This window comes from Fibrobacter sp. UWB7, assembly GCF_900142945.1.
Taxonomy (GTDB): domain Bacteria; phylum Fibrobacterota; class Fibrobacteria; order Fibrobacterales; family Fibrobacteraceae; genus Fibrobacter.
Window position 1 is genome coordinate 728,398 of record NZ_FRCO01000002.1, and the last position, 15,057, is coordinate 743,454.

At 50.5% G+C, this 15,057-nt stretch carries 14 protein-coding genes; 11 read left to right on the forward strand and 3 right to left on the reverse strand.

Annotation, left to right across the window (positions count from 1 at the left end):
• Positions 1-47: 47 nt before the first annotated feature.
• From thiS to BUC30_RS08565, 6 genes are all read left to right on the forward strand, one after another.
• Positions 48-254 (forward strand): sulfur carrier protein ThiS, encoded by a 207-nt coding sequence (thiS, locus tag BUC30_RS08540; RefSeq protein ID WP_073424442.1) that lies wholly within the window; start codon positions 48-50, stop codon positions 252-254.
• Positions 254-1,063 (forward strand): thiazole biosynthesis adenylyltransferase ThiF, encoded by an 810-nt coding sequence (gene thiF / locus BUC30_RS08545; RefSeq protein WP_073424443.1) that lies wholly within the window; start codon positions 254-256, stop codon positions 1,061-1,063. The genes thiS and thiF (BUC30_RS08545) overlap by 1 nt, the downstream gene beginning before the upstream one ends.
• 9 nt (positions 1,064-1,072) lie before the next feature.
• Positions 1,073-1,483: a M67 family metallopeptidase gene (locus BUC30_RS08550; protein ID WP_073424444.1), complete on the forward strand. Its 411-nt coding sequence runs from the start codon at positions 1,073-1,075 to the stop codon at positions 1,481-1,483.
• A gap of 80 nt (positions 1,484-1,563) precedes the next feature.
• A complete protein-coding gene (locus tag BUC30_RS08555; RefSeq protein WP_073424445.1) occupies positions 1,564-1,944 on the forward strand; it encodes a M67 family metallopeptidase in 381 nt (126 codons plus the stop codon).
• Positions 1,945-2,080: 136 nt separating this feature from the next.
• The gene (locus BUC30_RS08560; RefSeq protein ID WP_170861522.1) at positions 2,081-2,383 is read left to right on the forward strand and encodes a hypothetical protein; all 303 of its coding nucleotides are present in this window, start codon (positions 2,081-2,083) and stop codon (positions 2,381-2,383) included.
• Entirely contained in the window at positions 2,384-2,659 is a 276-nt protein-coding gene (locus BUC30_RS08565) for a type II toxin-antitoxin system YafQ family toxin (protein WP_073424447.1), read from the forward strand.
• A gap of 63 nt (positions 2,660-2,722) precedes the next feature.
• Here BUC30_RS08565 and BUC30_RS08570 read toward each other — a convergent pair whose 3' ends face one another.
• Positions 2,723-3,523, reverse strand: a complete 801-nt coding sequence (locus tag BUC30_RS08570; protein ID WP_073424448.1) for a fibrobacter succinogenes major paralogous domain-containing protein — start codon at positions 3,521-3,523, stop codon at positions 2,723-2,725.
• Between the two features lie 259 nt (positions 3,524-3,782).
• On the opposite strand from BUC30_RS08570, the gene thiF (BUC30_RS08575) reads away from it, so the two are divergent.
• The 4 genes from thiF (BUC30_RS08575) to epsC all read left to right on the forward strand — a co-directional run bounded on the left by thiF (BUC30_RS08575) (position 3,783) and on the right by epsC (position 9,170).
• Positions 3,783-5,261, forward strand: coding sequence for a thiazole biosynthesis adenylyltransferase ThiF (thiF, locus tag BUC30_RS08575; RefSeq protein WP_073424449.1), 1,479 nt, complete (start codon positions 3,783-3,785; stop codon positions 5,259-5,261).
• Between the two features lie 155 nt (positions 5,262-5,416).
• A complete protein-coding gene (locus BUC30_RS08580) occupies positions 5,417-6,379 on the forward strand; it encodes a family 2A encapsulin nanocompartment shell protein (RefSeq protein WP_012820015.1) in 963 nt (320 codons plus the stop codon).
• The gene (locus BUC30_RS08585) at positions 6,366-8,108 is read left to right on the forward strand and encodes a cysteine desulfurase (protein ID WP_012820016.1); all 1,743 of its coding nucleotides are present in this window, start codon (positions 6,366-6,368) and stop codon (positions 8,106-8,108) included. Before BUC30_RS08580 ends, BUC30_RS08585 begins: the two co-directional genes overlap by 14 nt.
• A gap of 99 nt (positions 8,109-8,207) precedes the next feature.
• A complete protein-coding gene (gene epsC / locus BUC30_RS08590) occupies positions 8,208-9,170 on the forward strand; it encodes a serine O-acetyltransferase EpsC (RefSeq protein WP_073424450.1) in 963 nt (320 codons plus the stop codon).
• Positions 9,171-9,251: 81 nt separating this feature from the next.
• Here epsC and BUC30_RS08595 read toward each other — a convergent pair whose 3' ends face one another.
• On the reverse strand, positions 9,252-11,021 hold the full coding sequence (locus BUC30_RS08595; protein ID WP_073424451.1) for a pectate lyase family protein: 1,770 nt from the start codon (positions 11,019-11,021) through the stop codon (positions 9,252-9,254).
• A gap of 195 nt (positions 11,022-11,216) precedes the next feature.
• Positions 11,217-13,082 carry a carbohydrate-binding domain-containing protein gene (locus BUC30_RS08600; RefSeq protein ID WP_073424452.1) on the reverse strand — a complete coding sequence of 622 codons (1,866 nt, stop codon included), beginning with the start codon at positions 13,080-13,082 and terminating at the stop codon, positions 11,217-11,219.
• A gap of 203 nt (positions 13,083-13,285) precedes the next feature.
• Here BUC30_RS08600 and BUC30_RS08605 point away from each other — a divergent pair, with 203 nt between their 5' ends.
• Complete coding sequence (locus BUC30_RS08605) at positions 13,286-14,857, forward strand: bifunctional indole-3-glycerol phosphate synthase/phosphoribosylanthranilate isomerase (protein ID WP_073424453.1); 1,572 nt, start codon at positions 13,286-13,288, stop codon at positions 14,855-14,857.
• Positions 14,858-15,057: the final 200 nt, after the last annotated feature.

Here is a 15,057-nt window from a genome sequence, read left to right on the forward strand (position 1 = left end):
ATCCGGGATGACAGCGAAAACAATTTAACCAAAAAGGAATTTCAAACATGATTATTACTGTTGCAGGAAACAAGAAAGAAGTTAAAGACGGCCTCACCGTCGCAGAACTCATTGAACAAGAAAAGGTAGAAACGCCGCAGTATGTGACCGTTTCCCTGAACGATGAATTTGTCGAAAACACTAATTTCGCAACGACCGCTCTCAAGGACGGCGACAACGTCGAATTCCTCTACTTCATGGGAGGTGGTCAGTAATGGCTTTTACTAACGAACAACTCGAACGCTATTCCCGCCACATCATCCTCAAGGAAGTGGGCGCAAAGGGCCAGAAGAAGCTTTTGAACGCCAAGGTGCTTGTCATTGGCGCAGGTGGCCTCGGTGCTCCTGTCGCTATGTACCTCGCCGCCGCAGGCGTTGGCACCATCGGCATTGCCGATGCAGACGTCGTTGACCTTTCCAATTTGCAGCGCCAGATAATACACGCAACAAAGGATGTGGGTAAGCCCAAGGTACAGTCCGCCAAGGAAACGATGGAAGCGATGAACCCGGATGTTAAGGTGATTACGTACCACACGTTCGTCACTAGCGAAAACATCATGGACCTCATCAAGGATTACGATTTTATCATTGATGGAACCGACAACTTCCCGGCAAAGTTCCTCATCAACGACGCTTGCGTCATGGCCAAGAAGCCGTTCTCTCACGCGGGCATTATCCGCTTCCAGGGGCAGCTCATGACGTACGTTCCGGGTCAAGGTCCGTGCTACCGCTGCGTCTTCAAGGAACCCCCTCCGAAAGATGCCGTGCCGACTTGCAAGCAGGCAGGCGTGATCGGCGCTATGGGCGGCGTTATCGGTAGCCTCCAGGCAATGGAAGCTGTCAAGTACATTCTCGGTGTCGGCAATTTGCTCACGGGCTACTTGCTCACCTACAATGCGCTCACGATGGAATTCCGCAAGATCAAGCTCCCGACGAACACGAAGGATTGCGCAGTCTGCGGTGACCACCCGACGATAGACCATCTGATCGACTACGAACAAGCGGTCTGCGAGATGAAGCACTAAGGAATTTCAATGATTACAATTTCAAAAGACAATTATCAAAAAATCCTGGAGCATGCCGAAAAGAACCTCCCCGAAGAGGCTTGCGGGCTGATAGCCGGGAAAATTGAGGGGAGCGACAAGCATATCGAAAAGGTCTATTTGCTCACGAACATAGACCATTCCAATGAGCACTTTTCGCTTGACCCCAAGGAACACTTAGCCGCCATCAAGGATATGCGCCAAAACGGCCTATCCCCGCTTGGTAACTGGCATTCCCACCCCGAGTCCCCGTCGCGCCCGTCGCAAGAAGACAAGCGCCTCGCTTTCGACAGCAAGGCTAGCTACTTGATTCTTTCGCTGATGGATCGTGAAAATCCGGTGCTCAATTCGTTCCATATCGAAGGCGACAACGCCACGAACGAAGGCTTGGTGATCGGGTAAAAGGTCTCCGTACAAGTGGCGCCCCTGGGATCCTTCTGAAATTCCGATTCCGGGGGCGCTTTTTTATAGGGGAAATTTTAATGATGGCGAAATATAGTAAAAACATTTATGAACAAATGGCTCTAGCCGCAAAAAAAGCATATCCGAACGAATGCTGCGGCATTTTGGTGGGTAAAAAGTCCGAACAGAGCGAAATCGAAGTGACCGAAATTCGCGAAGCCGAGAACCAGTTTCAAGGGCAAAAAGCAGTCCACTTCAAAATAGATCCGCTATATCTTTACCACTTGGAACAAGAACTTGATCCGCGCGGTCTTGAAATTGTCGGCATTTACCATTCGCACCCCGACTGCCCCGCCATTCTCTCCAAAGAAGACGAAAAATACATGCTCCCCGGCCTCGAATACGTCATCATGTCCGTACAAAACGGCGAAGTCGTGGATGTGAAAAGCTATAGGAAATGAGTTAAGAGATTCTGTTGTAAAAATATTTTTCCATCATTCTTGCTAACGGTAGATTGCAAAATTTAAGCAGTTTCTGTTTTTCGTGATTATCGTTTGTAGATTTACCTCAAACATAAAAATGAGGTCTAAAAGGATAATGTCTAGCAACACCAAAGTTCACACTCAAGGGAAAAAATATATTTTAATGGAGTCTGTTTTTCCGGAGGCTTTTATGACATATTCTGAAATTGAAAAAAAAATCAGAAATGTGCCAGAGGAATATCTTGCCATCATCGACGCCTTTATCGACGGATTGATGATTCAGCATCAAATGAAAAAGAAACCATCCGATGAATTAACCGCCGCCATCAAAGAAAGCGAAGCAATGCTCAACGATCCGAACACCAAAAAGTTCGATTCCGTAGATGCACTATTTGCCGATCTTGATGCGGAGGAATAGATGGCATATCAAATTGAATACACCTCTCGTTTCAAGAAAGAATACAAATTGGCAAAAAAGAGAGGACGTGACATAAATTTGTTGCAAGCAGTCATTGAGATTCTTGCAAAAGGCGAGCCTCTCCCAGAAAAATACAAGGACCACCCACTGGTATCTAATTGGAGCGGATACCGAAAATGTCACATTCAAAACGATTGGTTACTGATATACAAATACAAGGACAATGAACTCATTTTGAGTTTAACAGCAACAGGCTCACATAGCGATTTATTCTAAAACAATTTAGGACAGTCCAAAGCTGTCCGTTTTCCTAGTGGACTCCTGCGGAGTCCCTCGCTGTTAATCCTTCAAGCAACGAACACTAAACCCGAGGAACTTGTAGTTGCCGTTCAGGAATGCATTGTCATCGTTGCCATTCAAGGACATGCTGATTGCGCGGTTGTTATCTTTCTCAGTAGAACTCCAGAAGTACGTTTTGGAACCCTCGAGGTCGTAATCTCCACGGACGAACCTGTAGCCAGCTGACAACGCCGAGAACCCGAAATCATCCGTGCCATTACCATTCCAACCAGATGTGGACTTGAGCACCTTGCCCGCGGTCGATACTCCACCGACTGCAATAAGCATTGTTTCCCATTCGGTATTACTAGGCAGGTGCCAGCCCTCGGGGCATACACCGCGAACAGGGTCCGTTGGCGAGCACCTCGTAAGATCACCACAGTCTTTGCCGTTTGTGTTCCATGCGCCCACGCTGTCCATGGCAGCACTCCACAGATAAAGCCGTCCATATTTTTCGCAATTCTCAGCAGAACTCTCATAGCAGAAACTGTTTGCCGTTTTGTAGTTCAGGTTCTGAGCCATCCAAGTCTGAGTGCCGATGGTCACCGTCTTATATGTTTGGCCATCGCGAGAATCCATCATGGAACCAACAATCTCATCAACAGCCTTGCCTGACGATGACGAAACCGTTTTTCGGCTGCTACTAGACTTTGCAACCGAGCTTGACGACGACTTTGCAGAACTGCTACTGGATTTAGACGAAATTTCCCCATCATTCGAATTATTCGCCGAAGTTGACGAATCGTCACCGCAAGCAACAAAAAGCAGAGCGGATAAAATAAGAAACAAAGTATTTTTCATAATCGTAAATATAACACTTTTTCAAAAAAACACAAGAAGGCGATGCCGCCCCTCAATAGCAATAACTAATGACTAATAACCATAAACTATTGACCACAGACCAACGGTCATCTGCTATAGAAAAAATCAATAAGTTCGCATAAAAATTAAGTATTGGACAAACGCGTTTTTACGTTCTATATTTCAGCACAAAAAAATCCTACAACTATTGTGGGAAAATTTGTACGGAACAACCACTTTTTAATGTACGGAGAAAAAAGTGAGAATTTATATATCAGCAACCCTTAGGAATTTCTTCGGGAAAAACGCGCAAGTCAGCGTCCCCGAAAACACGGTTAGAAAGGCTCTCGCCAATTTAATAAGTACTTATCCAGAAGGAGAAAAAGTCCTTTTTGATGAAAACAACAAGCTCAGAAGTTTCATCAAAATATACCTCAACGGCAAGAATTTGAACGTCGATACACTCTGGGACGCCACACTTGAAGACGATTCTGAAATTTTGCTTTTGCCCGCCATCGCAGGCGGCGCACCCGTCGAAGAATCGCAAAGCAAACACGTCGAAAGCTTGATTTCTGACGAAAGACGCAAGGAAGTCGCTTTTGACGATAGCGAAATTGAACGCTTCGGCAAGCATCTGATGCTCAAAGACATCGGCGTCAAGGGCCAAAAGCGCATCAAGGCCGCAAAAGTCGTCGTCATTGGCGTTGGTGCACTCGGCTCTCCGGTGATTCAGTATCTCGCCGCCGCAGGGGTTGGCACCATCAAGGCCATCGACTTCGACGAAGTCTCGCTCGAAAACTTGCAAAGCCAGGTATTGCACGGCACACGCGACGTCAAGCGTCCGAAGGTCGCCTCAGCAAAGGACAAAGTCAAAAACATCAACAAGAATATCGTCTTTGAAGCCGTCAAGGAACAGCTCGACGCATCGAACATCGAAGCCGAAATTGAAGGCTACGATCTCGTTATTGACTGCACGGACAACTACAAGACTCGCTACCTGATCAACGACGCTTGCGCTCTGCACGGCATTCCGCTTGTGTTCGGCGCGATTTACCAGTTCGAAGGCCAAGTCGGCATTTTCAACTTGGATGGCGGTCCATGCTTGCGTTGCCAATACCCATCCCCTCCGCCGGCAGGGCTCATCCCCTCCTGCGCAGAAGGCGGTGCCATCAGCCCGCTCCCGGGAATCATCGGCAGCATCCAGGCAAACGAAGCGCTCAAGCTCATCTTGGGAATCGGAGAACACCTGAACGGCAAAATTCTCCACGTGGATAGTTTGTACTTATCTTCGAGAATTTTCAAGGTCGAACGCGATTGCCATTGCCCGATTTGCGGTAACAATCCGACAATCACAAACGTCGAAGATATCGACTACGAAGACCTTTGCGGATTGAAGACCACAAACGAAACGCCTGTGGAAGGATTCACGCCCGAAGAACTCGCCAAGCGCATCGACAACGGCGACGACATCACAATTGTTGACGTCCGCGAGCCGCACGAACGCGCGATTTTGCGATTCCCGAACGCCATCGTGATTCCGATTGGACAGCTCGTTCGCAGACAAAAGGAACTCGATCCAAATAAGGATACGATTTTCATTTGTAAACAAGGCAAGCGTAGCGAACTAGCCATCAACACCTTGCGCGAAGCGGGTTACACCGGTCCTCTGTACAACTTAAAGGGCGGTATCGACGCAATGAAGGACATCATGTTCTCGCACGAAGGCGCTTGGTTATAACGTAGGGCTTTGAATAGGGAAAAGCTATGTCAAAAAAATTTTTCGACAAGGACAGATTCTCGTAACAACAAAATAAGCTTATTATTTTCTAACATTCACACATGAATACTAGGAAAATAGTTTTAAACACAACTAACAATAAGAGGTAAACCATTATGGCAAATGAAGCAGAAAAGAACACGGGCATTAATGCCCTCGGCGCCAAGGCCGCTTACAACCTGGCGAACGTCACCAAGACCAAGCCGCAATTTGGCGCGCTCACGCCCAAGTGGCTCACCAAGTTCCTTGAATTCAAGGGTCTCGAAACAGGTCTTTTCCGCGTGAACAAGGTCGTCGAAGGCCAGACACCGCTCGACGTTCTTTGCAGCGCTACCAAGAAGTCTGACATTATCCCGGAAGGCTACGTCGAATACGAAACCGAACCGCGCGAATACAAGCTCAACTCCATCTCCACGATCATCAACGTCAACACCGCTATCGAAGACGTTTACAGTTCCCCGTATGATCAGGTTCAGGAACAGCTCGGTCTCGCTATCGAATCTCTCCGCGAACGTCAGGAAAGCCAGCTCATCAACAACGATGACTACGGTCTCTTGAAAAACATCGCTGACTCACAGCGCATCCAGCCGCTCCGTGCCGACGGCCGCCCGACTCCGGACGATCTCGACGAACTCATCTCCAAGGTTTGGAAGGAACCGTCCTTCTTCCTCGCCCACCCGCGTGCTATTGCCGCATTCGCCCGTGAATGCACCCGCCGTGGCGTGCCGCCTGTCGTTGTAGACCTCGCCGGTAGCAGATTCCTCACCTGGCGCGGCATTCCTCTCGTTCCGACCGACAAGCTCCTTGTCGATGGCGTGAAGAACCCGAAGTCTCAGGGTGGCAAGACCAACATTCTCCTCGTCCGTACTGGCGAAGCCAAGCGCGGCGTTATCGGTCTCTTCCAGGCCGGTCTCAAGAACGAACACTCCCGTGGCCTCTCTGTGCGTTTCCGCGGTATCGACAACAAGGGCGTTGCATCTTACCTCTTGTCTCTGTACTGCTCTGCCGCAATTCTCGCAGACGACGCTATCGCCGTGTTAGAAGATGTCGAGGTTGGCGAATACTATGACTACGAATAATCCAGAAACCAGATCGCTGGAAGAACTCGCCGGAGTTCCCAATGCGGCTGAACTGGAGCAATTGGCAAATGCGTATTTCCCGGATTTGACGGATAGCGCATACGCAGCAACCCCCGCCGCTCCCGAAGCGCAGAATGCATCTGCCGCTCAGGGCGTCAGTGCAGCTCAGGGTGCCGCAGCCATCAGCCAGACTCCAGCCTTCGACTGGGAACACCCCTTTGCGACCTATGGCGACCAGCCGACATCCTCGGCTCCGTTTGCCTACGGCGGAAGTTCTACAGACACCTGGCTCAACACGGTCGAAGCCCCTGCGGTTCCCGAATCGCAGTTTGCATCGCAGCTGAGCGATATTCCGACAGCCCCCGCACCGGCTCAGGGTTACTCCCCGAAGGTCGTGTCCAAGACGCAGGCTGCCGAAGCTAGCCGCCAGATCGATGCACCGACCTCTCTCGGTGGCGATTCCGTGAAGACGGGTTCTGCAAACAGCGGCGCAAATTCTCGCAACGATTCCATCCGCATCGGTTCCAAGACGCTTGCCCAGATCCGTTCTGACTTCCCGATTCTCTCGAAGCAGATCAACGGTCATCCGCTCGTCTGGCTCGATAACGGTGCAACAACGCAGCGCCCGCAGGTCGTCATTGACCGCCTCAAGTACTACTACGAAAACGAAAACTCCAACGTGCACCGTGGCGCTCACACGCTCGCGGCCGCATCGACAGACGCCTACGAAAATGCACGCAACATCGTTCGTGACTTTATCGGCGCTCCGTCTTCTCAGGAAGTCGTTTTCGTTCGCGGTACGACCGAAGCCATTAACTTGGTTGCAAACGCCTACGTGAAGCCGACGCTCCAGCCGGGTGACGAAATCATCGTCTCCATTTTGGAACACCACGCCAACATCGTGCCGTGGCAGCTCATTGCCGAAGAAACAGGCGCAATCATCAAGGTGATTCCGTGCGATTCTACCGGCCAGCTCAAGCTCCATGATTACGAAGCTTTGTTCACGAAGCGCACCAAGTTCGTTTCCGTGACGCATGTTTCAAACGTGCTCGGCACTGTGACCCCGATTGAAGAACTCATCGCCATTGCTCATAGACACGGCGTGAGAATCCTCATTGACGGCGCTCAGTCCATCGCTCACATCCCGGTAAACGTTGCAGCCCTCGACGCAGACTTCTTCGTGTTCTCTGGACACAAGGTGTTCGCTCCGACCGGTATCGGCGTTGTCTATGGCAAGAAGGAATTGCTTGAAGCAGCAAGACCTTACCATGGCGGCGGCAACATGATTGCGGACGTGACGTTCGAACGCACAATTTACAACGGAATTCCGAACAAGTTTGAAGCTGGTACCGGAAGCATCGCCGACGCTGTTGGCCTCGGAGCAGCCCTCCAGTACCTCACTGAAATCGGGATGCCCTGCGTATTCCGCTGGGAACATGAACTGTTGCAGTACGGCCTCAAGGAATTGAAGACTGTCAAGGGAATTCACCTTGTAGGAACCGCACTCAACAAGGCTTCTGCGCTTGCCTTCAAGCTCGACGGTTATTCCGACGAAGAAGTGGGCAAGAGACTCGACGCATACGGCGTTGCCGTGCGCACCGGGCATCACTGCGCTCAGCCGGTTCTCCGCCATTTCGGCTACGAAAGTACCGTGCGACCCACTCTCGCATTGTACAACTCACCGGATGACATCGACGCCCTCGTAAGAGCGTTGAAGACATTCGCGTAGGTTAGACAAAGACGGCCCTTCGGCAGGCTCAGGGACCTAAACAAGTTCACTGAGCTTGTCGAAGTGAACGCCGTAATACTCTTTCAACAAATTTGACTTATGCACGAACTTATCCAAGAATCTGAAGTTGAAAAAGCCGTACAAATTATTTTCGACGATTACAACCGCGGCAAGCATATCGACAATATCGATATTTACAATCGACCCGACCAGGCCGAGATCCAGACGATTTTGCAAAATCTGATTCGAGTCGTTTATCCCGGACACTTCAGAGATCGTTCGCATAAGATTTACAACCCTAAAAATAGCTTTGCAGTTCTTATCGAAGATACGTTCTACCACCTCCACAAACAGGTGGCAATTGCGCTAGATTACTGCAAATTGCGCGGTTCCATGACCTCGGACGAGCGCAAAATCGAAAGCTATAGAATTTGTAAGGAATTTTTCGCCAAGATTCCGCAAATCCGCGAATTCCTGGAAACCGATTTACACGCCGCTTATGACGGCGACCCTGCTGCCGGTTGCCTTGACGAGATTATCCTCGCTTACCCCGGCCTCATGGCGACAACCATTTACCGCATCGCCCACGAACTTTATCTTTTGCACGTTCCGGTTCTCCCGCGACTCATGACCGAATATGCACACTCCAAAACGGGCATTGACATCCATCCGGGTGCAACCATCGGCAAATACTTCTTTATCGATCACGGCACAGGCATCGTGATTGGCGAAACCGCAGTCATCGGCAAGAACGTCAAGATTTACCAAGGCGTCACGCTCGGCGCACTTTCAACTCGCGGCGGACAAAAGCTCTCCGGCAAAAAACGCCACCCCACCATTCAAGACAACGTCACTATTTACGCAGGAGCATCCATTCTCGGCGGAGATACCGTTGTTGGCGAAAACGCAATTATCGGCGGCAACGCCTTCATCACGCGATCCATCGAGGCCAACACTCGCGTCAGCCTCAAGAATCTTGAAATGGATTACGTTTCAACCACCAATAGCAAGCACAAGACAGAAGAGCTCCAGCAAAGCGACGAGTGGTACTATATTATTTAGTAGGAAGTAGGCGGTAGGAAGTAAAAAGGACAAAACCCGCACTCGGACGAGCACGGGTTTTCAATTTATTTTAAGATAAGATTATCGAACAGTTATGCGACGCGTTTCGTTACCGACACGCAAGAGGTACATGCCCGCACGAGGAACGGTTATCGAGCTTTCGCCACCCAAAGACTGAACTTTTGTAATCAGCCTTCCCTGAGCATCCAGGAGATACGCCGTTTGCGTAGCACCTTGCACGGTAAGCACACGACCGTCGACAGAGACATTGAAATGCGGAGCAATCGCAGCGACATCCAACGAAGTCGTGCCCTGCTCCGAGCTAGAGCTTGATTCGACTTTACTAGAACTTGATTCAACAGAACTAGAGCTAGACTCTGCAACCGCTCCATTTGCACCAACAACCGTAATAGTTCCGTTCTTGGTTGCATTTGTCGTAGCCCCAGTCGTTGTCACGGTAAAGTTGTACGCCCCCACAGCAGCATTTTGAGCGACCGTACCTGAGATGTAAAAATCACTACCCTTCATTGTCCCAACAACACCATCAGGCAGTCCCGTAACAGTCGCACCCGTGGCGCCAGCGACAGTAAAGTAAAATTCTTCGATAGATTCACCTTGCTTGACTTCTTGCTTAGCGCTACCCGAGCCGTGCTTAGTAAGCGTCGCCGTTCCAGAAACAACCTCCCCCTGCGAGGAGCTGGACTGCGCGACACTGCTGCTGGACTTTGCGACGCTGGAGCTAGACACCGCAACACTTGAACTAGACACAGCCACGCTGGAACTGGACTGCACCTCGCTCGAAGAAGATGCGGGCGTCACCGTTTGAGATTTTCCCGGATCCGGGAGTGTCGCACCTGCGTACAACTTAATGGAATCACGCAGGGCATACGCCTTCGCCTGCGTACTTACGTCGGTGAGGCTCATGGAATAGCTCGGCTTGAACGCCGTACCCGTACCGTCCTGCTTCTTCTTCACGTTCTCTTCGTAATTTTCAATCATTTGCGCCGCCGTAATGGCTCCATCGCTCGTGTACAAGTCAAGCGCCTTCTGCACGCCAATGAACACGTTCCTTTCGATGCGGATGTCCGCCTCGATAGCGGCTCGCACGCAATAGCTCGCATTCTTGCTGTCGAAGAGGTTGTTCGCCACATGTACCTTGCCAAAACGCACACGCGGCATGCGTTCGACCACGCCGTCAGCCCACCACGTATGGTGAATCGTCACATTCAGGTGCCCACGGTCGCTCGTCTTTGTCTTGCTGTTGCCAATCAAGTTGCTGAACTGGTGACCTGTCGATGCAGAGGTATAGCTGAACTTGGTCCAAGAAATCGTCACGTAGTCCGAAGCATTGGTAATGTCCAGGTTACCGTCGTGACCGTCATACACGTCGACATGGTCAATCCACACGTTCTTGGATTCGTGATTCACTTGGAGGCAATCTTCGTCATCGTCGTCGTGCGCACCCACACCCTTGAATTTCAGGTTGCGGATGATGACGTTCTTCGAGCCGCTCAGTTTCATGGCACTGCCCGAAGTAGGCTGCGCGATAATGGCGCCCTGGTAACCGTAAATCGTCACGTTGCTACCGACTTCCACCGGCCCCATGTACGTGCCCGGCTTCACGTAGATAATCTTGTTGCCCGCCTTGGCGTAGCTCTTGAGGTCATTCACGTTGTCGACCGTAACCTCGGAGTAGCCCTTGCCGCCCGTAGTGCCGCCATTCTGCGTGGCAAAGCCCGCCATCGGAAAGTCCGGCGAAGTCACCGCAAACGCAGGAACCGCAGCCGTTGTGACAGCCAAAGCCGCAAAAGTAGCGGCCACACGTATCGTTTTAGAAAGCAAATAATTCATAGCACATCCCTTTTTTCTTTAAATTTAAGCCGCCGAACTAGAAAACGCATCAAAAAAAAGCCCCACACAACTCAAAGTGTCCTCTATAGACAACTCCATTTTAACCGAAAAAAAAACGATCCACTCCTTGCAGTAAAAGGCTTGCCCCCTAAGGAGCAAGCCTTTAGTGTTTAGGAGGAAATTCAAGGGAAAAGGCTATTTTTCGTAGTAGGTCATGCCATTCGGGAGGGGAACTTCGGTCATGCCGCTCACATCTACCTGGGACACAGAGCTGACTTCGCCACCGTAAATAATCATGCTACCAGAAGAGCTAGGCTTGAAAGCGGCTTTGCTAGAACCATACGCCGTACCAGCCGTGTAGCTTGTAGCAGTGCAATAAGGATACTCTTCGGTTTGGCTTCCGAAACCAAGCAACACGCCACCATTGATGCTAAATCCATTGTCCGTGTCAATAAGCCCACCAGCCGTATTCGTGGAGCAAGAGCTAGAGCCGCCCCAGCTTCCGCCCTGATTACCGCCCTGATTTCCCGGAGCAAACATCGCGCTAGACCTTCCACTAGAACCGATTTCAAGGAGCAAAACGCCTCCGCTCATTGTTGCCGTTCCATTGGCATCAAGCACATCAATATCGTTACCCGCCGCACAGAGGTAATGGTAACCGCCACTGATAATGATATAACCCTTGGAGCCGCTCATCATGCCAGTCGGGCCGCCGCGGCCACCCCACTGAGAACCACTCGTTGAGTTGGCATCAGCCGAGCCTCCCGCCGCATTCCAAGCATCATCGCTTGCAACCGTCGCCGTCTTTCCGCCTTCTGCCCTGATGTAGAACGCTTCAATACCTTCGACAGCCTTGGTGATGTTGATGGAACCATCAGAGATGCGCAATGTTGAATCGGCATGGATGCCGTCATCGCCCGCAGAAATCGTCGTGCGTCCACCGTTAAAATAAATGTTCATGTTGGAATGGAGCCCATCATCGCCTGATGTCACGCTAGTTACACCGCCATTGATGTAAAGACGATTATCCGTAGCAATACCTTTTTCCTTGCTGTTTACGGTAATAAGCGGTGTCGAGGTAGAATCCGCAATCAAGATGTAGTTGTAAGCCTGGATGCCGTCATCGCCAGCATTGATGTTAAACTCACCGCCAGTGATGACCACAATTCCCTTTTCTTCCGTGACTACACCTTCATCGTCGCCCTCGTCGCTCTTGATTCCGTCGCCATTTGTTGCAGTCAGTTCAAAATAACCGCCCTCAATATTTACAGAGCCCTTGCCCTTGATAGCGTGATTTTTGGCCTTGACCGTAATTTCGGGCAAATCACGAATGCGCAAATCGTTGCTGCAATGAATTCCGTTGATGTAGTTTCCGGTTACGGTCAACGCGCCGCTACCCTTAATCGTCAAGTCATCCTTGGCATAGATTGTCGCATTTGTCGTGTCGCTGGAGCCGTTAGACTTTGTATAAGATTTCGTGCGGGTAGAAGCATCTTCAAGGGTATTCTTTGTCCCATCCACCAACAATAAAAATACCTTGTTCGCATTTTGAACATAAATTGGAGCGTCAGAGGCGCTTGCAAGTTGCAAACCATTCAAGTACAGATAAACATTGTCTGTACTCCCAGCGTTAACGATTATTTGGTTGTCGTTCGAACTGCCGGTAAGCTGGTAATTTCCTTGGCAGCTGATGGTAATGGTCTTTTCATTTTGAGCAATGCAACCATTGTCATTCGAGACCGAAACGGATGCGTTGGTAAAAGTAATAACCGGATCACCAGAAATTTCGGAAACCATTACAGGATCCGAAGCCACTTGTTCAATAATGACTTCTTCAGTCGAAGAACTTTGTTCAGTCGACACAGAACTCTGGTTTTCCGCCGTAGAGCCTTGATTGCCCGAAGATGCTTCCGGATTAGAGACCACCGTAGTTTCACCGGCAGAATCAGATTCAGCAGCATTCGGGGCAACAACACCCGTAGAATCAACGCTGCTATCACCACAAGCGCAAAGCGTAAGAGCTGCGCACCAAACGATGTTTGATAATTTCAATGTTTTCATATATCACCCCATTTTTTCTATAAAAGTAGCTCCGGCGAAATCGTAAAAAAAGAGATACAAACATATTTTTGAAATACGCGCAATTTTCTTTTGGGACAAAAAGTTCCATACGGAACAAAACACCCCAACAACAATTACTCCAACTAAGACCAACTTTCTTTTGAACGCGCCTTAAATTTTTCTACAATTGGCGTAGAGGAATTATGAGCGAAGATATTTTGCAAAAAATCGTGCGGATGCGCCGCGAAGACATCGATAGACTTGGGCTGAATTTTAACATTGATATTCCCGAGGCGCGTCGCGTTGGTCATACTGAATTTTTGGGTAACGCAGGAGCCATCCTTGAGGTCAAGAGGGCTTCGCCATCCAAGGGAGACATCGCGCCGAACTTGAATCCGGTGGAACTCGCCACGACTTATGCCGAAGCACACGCTCAAGCGGTCTCCGTGCTGACCGAAATGAACTTTTTCAAGGGCTCGCTCCGTGACTTGATTGCCGTAGCGGACTTGATGGAACGCCGCCGTCAGCAGGGCTTACACACTTGCGCTGTTCTCCGCAAAGATTTCCTTTTATTCGAAGACGAAATTGACATCGCTTATCGCTGTGGCGCCGATGCCGTACTTTTGATTGCAAGAATTTTAGACGACGCCCAACTCGTAAAGATGGCACAGCGCGCGCAGAAGTTCGGCATTCAGGCATTCGTTGAAGTCCGCGAAGCTGACGATTTCCGCAAGCTTGCCGTTGTGACAGCCGCTCTCGGTGATGCAGCCGCCAAGACGATCGTCGCAGGCGTCAATTCCCGCGACCTCGCCACATTCCACACGGACCCGCTGATTCCCGCAAGCGTTCGCAGCAAGCTCCCCGCCAAAGCCGTTTTTGAATCGGGCATTCTGAGTGCAGCCGATGCAACATACGCCCGCAATCTCGGATTCACAGGAATTCTCGTCGGTGAAGCTGTCGCCAAGAATCCACCGCTCGCCAAAGACGTGGTCAGCGCATTCGAAAGCGGATGCGAAAACGCCCGCGGGCAGTTCTGGAAGAAATTCGCCGAACGCAAATTTGCCAATAACGAGACTCGCGCCGCCTCATCACAAGATGCGCGCCCACAAGATGCGCGCCGCCCGCTCGTGAAAATCTGCGGCATCACACGTGAAGAAGACGGTCTCCTCGCCGCCGAACTCGGCGCCGACATGCTCGGTTTCGTGTTCAGCACCACCAAGAGACTCACCACCGAAGAATTCGTAACGTCATTCTCGACCAAGCTCCGCGCAGCTCGCAATGACGGATCTCCGCTTCTCGTTGGCGTGATTACCGACCCGAATTCCGTCGAAGGCAAAACAGCCATCAAGCTCGCCCAAGAAGGCGTGCTCGACGCCGTACAATTCCACGGCGTTGATCCGCACAATTCCGACGCACTCGCGGAATCTTGCAGCGCAGCCCTCCCCTACTACTGCGCAGCACGCGTAGGCGCCCCCGAAGACTTCGATTACATTGCAAGTCTCCGCAAAAACGGCGAACCTCGCATTTTGCTGGACGCCAAGGTCGAAGGCATTCCCGGCGGCACCGGCAAGACCATCCCCGAATCGCTCCTCCGCGAAAAAGCAAACGGAGCCCCGCTCTGGCTCGCCGGCGGCATCAATCCTGAAAATGTCGCCACAATCTGCGAAAAGTTCCACCCCGAACTCATCGACGTATCTAGCGGCATCGAAGACGCCCCCGGCATCAAGAATCACGACAAGATGAAAGCGCTGTTTGCGGCAATTTCCGCAAAATAGCATTCAAGAAACAGCAATTACAAGTAAAGCCTATCCTACAGGATAGGCTTTTTCTATACCGCACCAAAATCGTACCAAAAATTTACAAAAAAGTTATCGTAACCTATTGACAATCAACGACTTACATTATATATTGATATACGTAAAGGTGAAATCGGTAATCCACTCAGACCGCTTGCGGGAGGGGTTCCCGTAAAACG

Coding starts and splice junctions, on each gene's coding strand:
- BUC30_RS08580 (WP_012820015.1), top strand. CDS start 5,417: ATGGCAAATGAAGCAGAAAAGAACACGGGCATTAATGCCCTCGGCGCC.
- BUC30_RS08550 (WP_073424444.1), top strand. CDS start 1,073: ATGATTACAATTTCAAAAGACAATTATCAAAAAATCCTGGAGCATGCC.
- epsC (WP_073424450.1), top strand. CDS start 8,208: ATGCACGAACTTATCCAAGAATCTGAAGTTGAAAAAGCCGTACAAATT.
- BUC30_RS08570 (WP_073424448.1), bottom strand. CDS start 3,523: ATGAAAAATACTTTGTTTCTTATTTTATCCGCTCTGCTTTTTGTTGCT.
- BUC30_RS08600 (WP_073424452.1), bottom strand. CDS start 13,082: ATGAAAACATTGAAATTATCAAACATCGTTTGGTGCGCAGCTCTTACG.
- thiS (WP_073424442.1), top strand. CDS start 48: ATGATTATTACTGTTGCAGGAAACAAGAAAGAAGTTAAAGACGGCCTC.
- BUC30_RS08560 (WP_170861522.1), top strand. CDS start 2,081: ATGTCTAGCAACACCAAAGTTCACACTCAAGGGAAAAAATATATTTTA.
- BUC30_RS08585 (WP_012820016.1), top strand. CDS start 6,366: ATGACTACGAATAATCCAGAAACCAGATCGCTGGAAGAACTCGCCGGA.
- thiF (WP_073424443.1), top strand. CDS start 254: ATGGCTTTTACTAACGAACAACTCGAACGCTATTCCCGCCACATCATC.
- BUC30_RS08605 (WP_073424453.1), top strand. CDS start 13,286: ATGAGCGAAGATATTTTGCAAAAAATCGTGCGGATGCGCCGCGAAGAC.
- BUC30_RS08555 (WP_073424445.1), top strand. CDS start 1,564: ATGATGGCGAAATATAGTAAAAACATTTATGAACAAATGGCTCTAGCC.
- BUC30_RS08595 (WP_073424451.1), bottom strand. CDS start 11,021: ATGAATTATTTGCTTTCTAAAACGATACGTGTGGCCGCTACTTTTGCG.
- BUC30_RS08565 (WP_073424447.1), top strand. CDS start 2,384: ATGGCATATCAAATTGAATACACCTCTCGTTTCAAGAAAGAATACAAA.